This is a genomic window from Chitinophaga sp., assembly GCF_039596135.1.
GTDB lineage: Bacteria > Bacteroidota > Bacteroidia > Chitinophagales > Chitinophagaceae > Chitinophaga.
On sequence record NZ_JBCNKH010000074.1, the window covers coordinates 22,505 to 30,922 of the forward strand.

General features: G+C 43.7%; 7 protein-coding genes and 1 pseudogene. 2 read left to right on the top strand and 6 right to left on the bottom strand.

Going from position 1 to position 8,418, the window contains the following annotated elements; genetic code table 11:
* Window positions 1-5: 5 nt before the first annotated feature.
* From ABDW16_RS26620 to ABDW16_RS26640, 5 genes are read right to left on the bottom strand one after another with little or no spacing between them, the layout of a single operon-like run.
* Window positions 6-1,649 (bottom strand): FAD-dependent oxidoreductase, encoded by a 1,644-nt coding sequence (locus ABDW16_RS26620; protein ID WP_343674034.1) that lies wholly within the window; start codon window positions 1,647-1,649, stop codon window positions 6-8.
* Window positions 1,624-3,144, bottom strand: coding sequence for a polyamine aminopropyltransferase (locus tag ABDW16_RS26625; RefSeq protein WP_343674036.1), 1,521 nt, complete (start codon window positions 3,142-3,144; stop codon window positions 1,624-1,626). The genes ABDW16_RS26620 and ABDW16_RS26625 overlap by 26 nt, the downstream gene beginning before the upstream one ends.
* 8 nt (window positions 3,145-3,152) lie before the next feature.
* Window positions 3,153-3,392, bottom strand: a complete 240-nt coding sequence (locus ABDW16_RS26630; protein ID WP_343674038.1) for a hypothetical protein — start codon at window positions 3,390-3,392, stop codon at window positions 3,153-3,155.
* A complete protein-coding gene (locus tag ABDW16_RS26635; protein ID WP_343674039.1) occupies window positions 3,370-4,614 on the bottom strand; it encodes a DUF4178 domain-containing protein in 1,245 nt (414 codons plus the stop codon). The genes ABDW16_RS26630 and ABDW16_RS26635 overlap by 23 nt, the downstream gene beginning before the upstream one ends.
* 10 nt (window positions 4,615-4,624) lie before the next feature.
* Window positions 4,625-4,978, bottom strand: a complete 354-nt coding sequence (locus ABDW16_RS26640) for an S-adenosylmethionine decarboxylase (protein WP_343674040.1) — start codon at window positions 4,976-4,978, stop codon at window positions 4,625-4,627.
* A 193-nt stretch (window positions 4,979-5,171) separates the two neighbouring features.
* Here ABDW16_RS26640 and ABDW16_RS26645 point away from each other — a divergent pair, with 193 nt between their 5' ends.
* Entirely contained in the window at window positions 5,172-7,187 is a 2,016-nt protein-coding gene (locus tag ABDW16_RS26645) for a M13 family metallopeptidase (protein ID WP_343674041.1), read from the top strand.
* A gap of 200 nt (window positions 7,188-7,387) precedes the next feature.
* Here ABDW16_RS26645 and ABDW16_RS26650 read toward each other — a convergent pair whose 3' ends face one another.
* Window positions 7,388-7,852 carry a hypothetical protein gene (locus tag ABDW16_RS26650; RefSeq protein ID WP_343674043.1) on the bottom strand — a complete coding sequence of 155 codons (465 nt, stop codon included), beginning with the start codon at window positions 7,850-7,852 and terminating at the stop codon, window positions 7,388-7,390.
* A 376-nt stretch (window positions 7,853-8,228) separates the two neighbouring features.
* Here ABDW16_RS26650 and ABDW16_RS26655 point away from each other — a divergent pair.
* A pseudogene (locus ABDW16_RS26655) lies at window positions 8,229-8,418 on the top strand (hypothetical protein); the annotation flags it as partial.

Here is an 8,418-nt window from a genome sequence, read left to right on the forward strand (position 1 = left end):
TCCTTTTATATTGAAGGGGCTAATACAGCAGCTGCGGCTTTACAGCCCTGGTAAAAAGCTTCTTCAAAGATAGAGATCCCGCTCAGGTCTGAATGGGCAAAAAAGATATTTTTATGTTTGCTCTCCCGGGCAGCTGCAATGGCCGTACCTGTTATAAACCCAACGGTAGGACGGATCATACCATGGCCCCATATCCATACTTCAATTTCATTGATTAGCTGATGGATGCCAGGATGAGCTGTTTCCATATCATCAGTAATCAATTTAACCCAGTGTTCGTGTGGCAAACTTAAAGCATATCTGCGGGAATCGGCGGGTGACAAATGATCCAGGGGCAGGTAATATGTCAGTACCTGTTTGGTTGGCGCTTCCTGAACTAAACGCTGATGCTGGGCGTTTATATAGCCCAGGGAGCGGCTTTTGTAAAAAACGTTGTCCCAGCATAATGGAAAGCCTTTTGACTCAGGTAATGGATCGAGGGTGATATTGGCCACCAGCCAGGGAGAATAGTTGAAATGATGATTATAATCACCATCTGGTAATAGCCGATGGGCAACGAACTGCGGTGTTGCCATGATACAGGTATTAGCGATGATTCGTTTGGTGGTGGCTGTTTTTACATCGAGGTAATCAACCCATACTTTATCACCGGCAGGTGTTACTTTATATGCCAGACTGCTGGTCTGGATGCGTTTTCCAATAATATCACACAGTTTTTTTACCAGGTGGCCATTGCCTTCTGGCCAGGTGAGCACTGCGAATGTATCTGCATTGGCAGCCTTACCTTTGCGGGAAGCAAAATAATGGATACCAGCCCATGCACTTATTATATCAATACCAGCCCCATAGTCATCACGGCAACAATAATCCAGGTACCAGTATATTTCTGTTGTATGATAACCCTCCTGATTCAAATATGCTTTCATGGAGATATTGTCCAGTGCCTGTGTTTCAGGCTCTTTTGAACTATTGGCTACCGGGATGTCGAATAAGTACAGGTTATCACTTCCCTTTTGCCAGCGCAGCTTTTCCATGGTAGCAAAGAAACGGCGGAATTCTGCCTGTGCTGTATCGCTCACACCAAATTGTGGCACCAGACCTTCCTGCCAGCGATTGCGGATGAATAAGCGCTCTTCCGGATCATAGCGAAGATCCAGCTCCTGATAGATGGGCATCTGTTTCTCATCGTAGCCTGTGATTATACCAATTTTCTGCAGGAAGTTCAGCAGTGGCTGATTGCCCAGGTTAGGTATGGGCAGGTAGTGAGCACCTAATGGATAAGCGGAATAGGCATTTTCTCCATTGGCAGCATTACCGCCAGGGTGTGGTTCCAGCTCCAGGACTTTGAAGGCGGTGTAATTATTTTCCAGCAGATGGTATGCCGCTGAAAGTCCGGCAATCCCACTACCAATAATGACGGTGTCGAGGGTTTCCGTTTGATCCGGTGTAGTAAAGGAACCATTACGCAGCTGATGTCCTATGGCTGCAGAGGCACCATTTATTTTACCTTTTATGTGGGCATATTTATCTTCTCTCCGGCTACAGGCTATAAACTGGGTGTCGGTAACTGTAGCACCAGCGATCAGCGCCATATACCAAAGAAAATCTTTGCGTGTAAGTGTTTTACTCCTGGTATTTTCCCCATTCATCTTCAAAATATTGTACCAGTATCTGGTTGTTTAAATGATTAGCCTGCACGTCTCTTTTATCCATATCAGCGGTGAACTGGCACATCTGTGGGAAAACGCTGGCGGCGAAATAACGTAGGCCGGTAGGTATGACTGTATGATGATCTGTGAGCGATGTGGGCGATGCCATGACATATCCCCACTCTCCAAACGATGGTACATAGGTATGATAAGGAATGGTATGATAGCCGCAATCGTGTAATGTTTTGTCCACACACCAAAAGGCTTTGGGTGCTACGAATGGCGAAGTAGATTGTACTACCACCACACTGCTATCGGTGAGTGAATGTTTTAGCTCCCTATAAAAAGCGGTGGTGTAAAGCTTACCCACAGCATAGTTTCCCGGATCAGGAAAGTCGATCACTACGATATCGAATTGTTTCTTATTTTTTTTGAGCCATTGAAAGGCATCTGCATTGGTAACTTTCAGCCTGGCGGAGCTGAGCGATTGTTTATTCAGTGCAGACAGCAGGGGACTTTCCCTGAATAACTTCGTCATACTCGCATCCAGATCGACAAGGGTGATGTTTTCCACATCTCCATACCTTAGTATTTCACGGGCCGCCATACCATCTCCTCCGCCCAGGATCAGCACGTTCTTATGTTGTGTGCTATATAGCATGGCAGGATGTATGAGGGCTTCGTGATAACGGTATTCATCGGCAGAGCTGAACTGAAGATTACCGTTAAGGTATAATCTCAATTCATATTTATTACGGGTGATGACGATACGCTGATAATGGGAGGAATGTGAAAAGATCACAGGATCACGGAATGCAAGGCCTTCTGCCAGGGACATAATCTTATTGGCCCAGGCAAAAATGACGGCTAGCACCAGGATCACTGCTAATGCTTTTATTTTTAGGTACCTTGCCCATTTTACCTCTGTTCTGAATTTCACACAGACGAGGATCGCGACCAGCACATTGAAGACGCCAAAGAAACAGGCGGTACGTATCAATCCTAAATAAGGAACGAGTATCAGCGGGAAGACGATGGATGCCAGCAGTGCACCGATATAATCGAAGGTAAAAACCCTGGATACCAGGTCACGGAATTCATACCTGTTCTTGAGAATGCTCATCAGTAGAGGAAGCTCCAGACCTACCAGTATACCAGTAAGACCTACCAGCAAATATAAGATCAGGCGGAAAGAGGCGGCTTCTTCGAATAAAAGAAAAAGGACGGCGGGGCTGATGCCGCCAATCAATCCTACAAGTATCTCCAGCTGAATAAACCAGCTGAGTAATTCTTTTTTAAAGAAACGGGACAAGTAAGCGCCTATCCCCATAGAGAACAGGTAGCAACCGATGATAGTGGAAAACTGGGTGACGGAGTCGCCCAGTAAATAACTGGCGAGTGTACCCGCCACCAGCTCGTAGATGAGGCCACAGGTGGCTATTACGAATACGGATAGTAGCAACAGAAATTCCAGCGGCCTATTTATTTTGAACATACCCGCTATTATTTGTGATAGAAAGAGTGAACGCCGGAATGGCCATTTTGTCCATTTTGACCAGGTACAAATTTTTCTGTACTGGCACAATTGCAGATACGATAGCCGTAATGATTCACGATCAATAGTATCACAAGCAGGATGGAAGCCACGCCTATAGTGAATTTATCATTTATCCAGATCCTGCGTATTATATTAACTGGTTTGCTCTTTTCTTCCATGATATTATTCCCAACGTTTTTTTTCAAAAGTGTAATTCCAATATTTCATAATTCCCCAGATAGCCAGCATGGATAAGGTAAGGATGAACGGATTCCATATGGTATATACGTCCCAAATAGCTTCCATGGAAGCATATACAGGAGGACCACTACTGTCTTTATAAGGAGTGACCACCAGGTGATAAGTACCCGAAGGTATGCTACAGACAAAGGCGGAGGATGTTTTATCACCTTCCACCCAGCTTTCTCCATCAGAATATCCGTGATAGTAAGATGATTCCAGTGCCACACTAACTTCTTTGCCGGTTCTTTCATTGACCAGGTCGATATCTGCTGCACACCAGTTGTTATCCACATCACTGCTGATGGTAAGTTCCATGTTGGCGGGTTTATAAACCGTAAAACTTTCGCTCAACCTGGGATGGTTCATGGCCGCACTGTCTATATACAGTGACATGGAGGATACTACCCTCCGGTTTGTGTTAAGATTATAAATATACTGGATAGCGAATGCCAGTGCGCAAAAAATGATGGTGCCGACTAAGAATCGGTTCCAGTCAACATTGATAAAGAATGGCTGGGCTGCAGCTACTCCTGTACGGCGGGGCATTGGGCTACCATTGAGGAATGCCTTGCTAACCTGTTTTGGGCGGATATACTCTCCAAAAAAGAGATCAATCTCAGTTTTAGAGGTATATTCTACTGCCAGCATTAGCGGCGGGGCTATATATTCGACACAGTCGATGCCCATGGAGAAGTTGATGTCAAAATGGAACTCTCCTTTTACCGCATGGTAAATAGCTTTATAACGGTGAAAGTGCTTTAAGGTGATATTATCGATATCTATAGTTGCCCTGCTCCTGTGAGGTGGCTCATAAATCAGCCCATTGTTTTCCAGGGGGGAGAGCAACAGCCAGTGGCCATTATAAGTAGAGAGGAACACGTTTTCATTATCTTCATTCCTGCGGAGGGTATATTCTATCCAGCAGTATTTTTCAGCGCCTGTTTCCATACGCTCGGCGTAGGTGATGACTGTGTATTCTTTGCCGTTGATCATACCGGTGGCACCCAGGGGGATCAGTTGTTGGAATAAGGGCTCTTTTAGCTTGCCGGTTTGTCTGAAAGCTAATGGTGCAAGAGATTCGCGATGCAATATGGCATAACAATCACGGCAAACGAATACTTCTGTTTTTGCGGGCTCAAATATTACCTGGGTTGTGCCACAAGAGGGGCATTTAAAAGTGCTCATGGAGTGAATGTTATCTTCTCAGGGAATGGGATTCATGACGGGAGGCTTCGAAGAAATGCAGGATCTCCTCCATGATCGTTTCTGTGATCGCGTCATTGTTCCTCCTGAAGTTGGATAGGAATACATCGCAGGTACACAGGCCGTATTCGGGCCAGGTGTGTATAGAGACATGTGATTCTGTTAAACAGTGTACGGCGGTGAATCCTCCATCAGGAAAATCATGTATAGTTTGTCCCACTGCGGTTAGCTGATGGTGGTCTATTTGTCCCTGAATGAATGTTTTCCAGTAGATGCTTTGCTGTAATAAGTCTATTCTCGGGGAGTACACTGTGGATAACAGATGTAATCCCGGTTGGTATTGCATAAGGATAAATAATTATTAGAGGACAAGATATTACAAAATTGGGAGATTGTAGCCTGCGGTCGGCCAAAAAAGTTGCCGGTTTTACCTTTCATAAATATTCCGGCATCTTCAGGTATGATGATTGGCAAAGTATCAGATAGAAACAATATCTTTATCGATCATTCAGCACCATTTCGCCAAAAATCTAAACTATATGAAAAACTGGTTATTACTATCCGTTTTCTTAGTTCCTTTTATTGCCTGCCAACCAAACACTCACGAAAAATCCTTTATTGCTATTGAAGGGATCGACTCAACCATCCGGCCGGGCGATAATTTTTATAATTATGTAAATTTAAAATGGTATGATACCGCACAAATACCACCCAGCCAGTCGGGGGTAGGAGCATACCGATTTATGAACTATCAGCAGCGACTCAGGTTACAGGGTATCCTTGATAGTGTATCAAAAAGTGATAATCCCCCTGGCAGCCTTGAACAAAAAATTGGTGATTTCTATGCTGCCGGAATGGATACCAATATCATCAATCAGCGTGGCTTTGAACCACTCAAAACCGGGTTGAGCCAGATCAATGCCATCACCAGTATTCCAGACATGCTTACATTCATCGTGTCAGCAACCAAATTGTCAAATTCTTCCCTTATTGATTTTCAGGTCTCACCCGATCAGGATAACAGCAGTATGAATATGGGGCATATTTATCAAACTGGTATCGGTATGCCTGACAGGGATTATTACTTCAAGACAGACACCGCCACCATTGCTATTCAGCAGGCATATAAAAAATATCTCGCAGATCTTTTTACGTTGACTGGAAGCGATTCTGCGTTAGCGCAGAAAAATGCATTGCTTGTTTACAATATCCAAAAGCAACTGGCGGCGTCCCATAAAACCAATATTGAGCTGCGGGACATAAAAGGCAATTTCCATAAAGTAGCGCTGGCCGATTTAAATAAGCAACAACCCAATATAGGTTGGACGACTTTCTTCCAACATCTGGGTGCTACCATGGATTCGCTGGATATAGCCCAACCAGGTTATTACGATAAATTGAACAGCCTCCTCAAATCGATCCCGCTCGAAGATTGGAAAATATACCTGAAGGCAAATTATATTAGCAATTATGCAGATTACCTCAGCAAACCCTTTGTAAATTCATCCTTTGAATATAATAAAGCCCTTACAGGACAGGCCATGCAAAAAACACGCGGCGAGGTCATGTCAGGCATGGTAGATACCTATCTTGGCCAGGCATTGGGACAATTATATACGAAGCTATATTTCCCGGAGTCGGCCAAAAAGCGAATGCTGGAGCTTGTGAATAACCTGCAGCAGGCGTTCTCCAATAGGCTGGACCAGCTGGACTGGATGAGTGACAGCACCAGACAAAAAGCCAGGGAGAAATTATTTGCCATTACCAAAAAGATCGGATACCCTGATAAGTGGCGTGAATACAACAATGTAACCGTTGTAAGGAATAAATATTTTGAAAACGTGGTATCGGCGGCGGCGAACAACTTTCAATATAACCTGGCCAAACTGGGGAAGCCTGTAGATAAGACCGAGTGGTTCACTACTCCTTCCACAGTTACTGCTTATAATAATCCTTACGCCAACGAAATTGTATTCCCCGCCGGAATTCTGCAGCCCCCTTATTTTGACAATAATGCAGATGATGCGCTTAATTATGGAGGTATTGGCATGGTGATCGGGCATGAAATGACACATACGTTTGACGACCAGGGAGCCCAGTTTGATAAAGACGGTAACGTAAAAAGCTGGTGGACATCTGAAGACTATGAGAAGTTTAAGGCCAGGACACAACAGGTCATTGATCTGTACAGCAAATTCACCGTACTGGATACCATTCATGTAAAAGGTGCCCTTACAGTAGGAGAAAACACAGCGGATCTCAGCGGGATTGCCGTAGCATACGATGCTTTTAAAATGACCCAACAAGGTAAGGATACAACGAGGATCGACGGTTTTACACCCGATCAGCGATTTTTTATTTCAATAGCCAGGATCTGGCGGGTGAAAATGAAAGATGAGTACCTGCGCTATTGGGTCAATAACGATCCCCATTCTCCGCCCATATGGCGTGTAAATGGCCCACTGATGAACACCCCGGCTTTTTACTCAGCTTTTAATGTACAACCTGGAGAAAGGATGTACCTGGAAGAAGATAAACGGATCAGGATCTGGTAAGGTGTGGCGATCATTTGTCTTTTCATAATACGATCCATGATTTTCTTCAAAGAGGTTTGAAAAATCTCTGCTGTAGTCCTGAATAATTTGGAGCCTCGCGCTTTGCGCGGGGTTTCTTTTTAGTCGGGGCAGGGAGGTTATTATGTGAATCTCTCTTTCAGATATCGTTTAGCTGCATATTGAAGGCCTTGCAATTTTTTCTACTGTGGTCTGACCCATAAATAGCTGGAATCAGCAGCAAAATCATACACATATATTTCCCGACCCGGGATATCGACAGATAGCACTTCAGAAGTTGTGAATACTGTACCCTCTCCGTTAAAGGTGTCAGCACCTAATCGTATGCTTACATAGCCACCGGTATCTGTTACTTCGTACCCGTCATACATAAATACAATAGAGCTATCTTTAATGAAGAGCTTCGTCATTTCATTTGTCGATAGTTTAATATAACTGCGAATGGTATCACCCAACCATGGAAACTGTTTGTTTATTTCAAAATAAGTGCTATCAACATGAATGCCTGGCTGATGCACCCAACCGGTATCTGCAGTTGTATCTGATGCGATGGGGGCTGCAACTGTATCTGGTTTATGACTGGTTACATTGTTACTATGACAAAATGCAAACAGGGAAATTGAAAACAAAAAGAAAACTTGTTTCATAGAAATGGGATATATGCAGTGAATGGCAATTAGACCAATATTATAAGACAAATATATAGTTATTACCAAAAAATCACTGATCACCATTAGATCAGCTGCAAAAAGGGACTGATTATCAAAAAGATGATGCATCTCTTTTTCGTCAGGATATATTTCTTTAACTCTAAGGCCACCTCCTGATAATCGCAGATAATGACAGTTTTAAAATGATATTTCAATAAAAATATATACTTTCGCAGCGCTGAAATTCCCGACCAACCATATCTGGTTTACACGTTACCCATTCAGGACTATCACTTAAAATTTACTGTTGTCTGCTCTATTTATAACCATTATCTGTAAAAACAACCTCCTATGACCAACCCGGTATTTCAGATTGGCTTTAACTGCCTTATGCTGCTTTTTCAGTTTATTTACTTACGCTCAATGTAGCCTGGTCGGCTGGGCCAGCCAAAACGGCGGCGTAACAGGTGGTGGAACCGCCACTCCCACAGTTGTAAGTACCTATGATGCACTTAAAACAGCAATTACTTCTTCGAGTGTAAAAGTCGTGCACATATCCGGCA

Coding starts and splice junctions, on each gene's coding strand:
- ABDW16_RS26640 (WP_343674040.1), bottom strand. CDS start 4,978: ATGCAATACCAACCGGGATTACATCTGTTATCCACAGTGTACTCCCCG.
- ABDW16_RS26635 (WP_343674039.1), bottom strand. CDS start 4,614: ATGAGCACTTTTAAATGCCCCTCTTGTGGCACAACCCAGGTAATATTT.
- ABDW16_RS26650 (WP_343674043.1), bottom strand. CDS start 7,852: ATGAAACAAGTTTTCTTTTTGTTTTCAATTTCCCTGTTTGCATTTTGT.
- ABDW16_RS26620 (WP_343674034.1), bottom strand. CDS start 1,649: ATGAATGGGGAAAATACCAGGAGTAAAACACTTACACGCAAAGATTTT.
- ABDW16_RS26625 (WP_343674036.1), bottom strand. CDS start 3,144: ATGTTCAAAATAAATAGGCCGCTGGAATTTCTGTTGCTACTATCCGTA.
- ABDW16_RS26645 (WP_343674041.1), top strand. CDS start 5,172: ATGAAAAACTGGTTATTACTATCCGTTTTCTTAGTTCCTTTTATTGCC.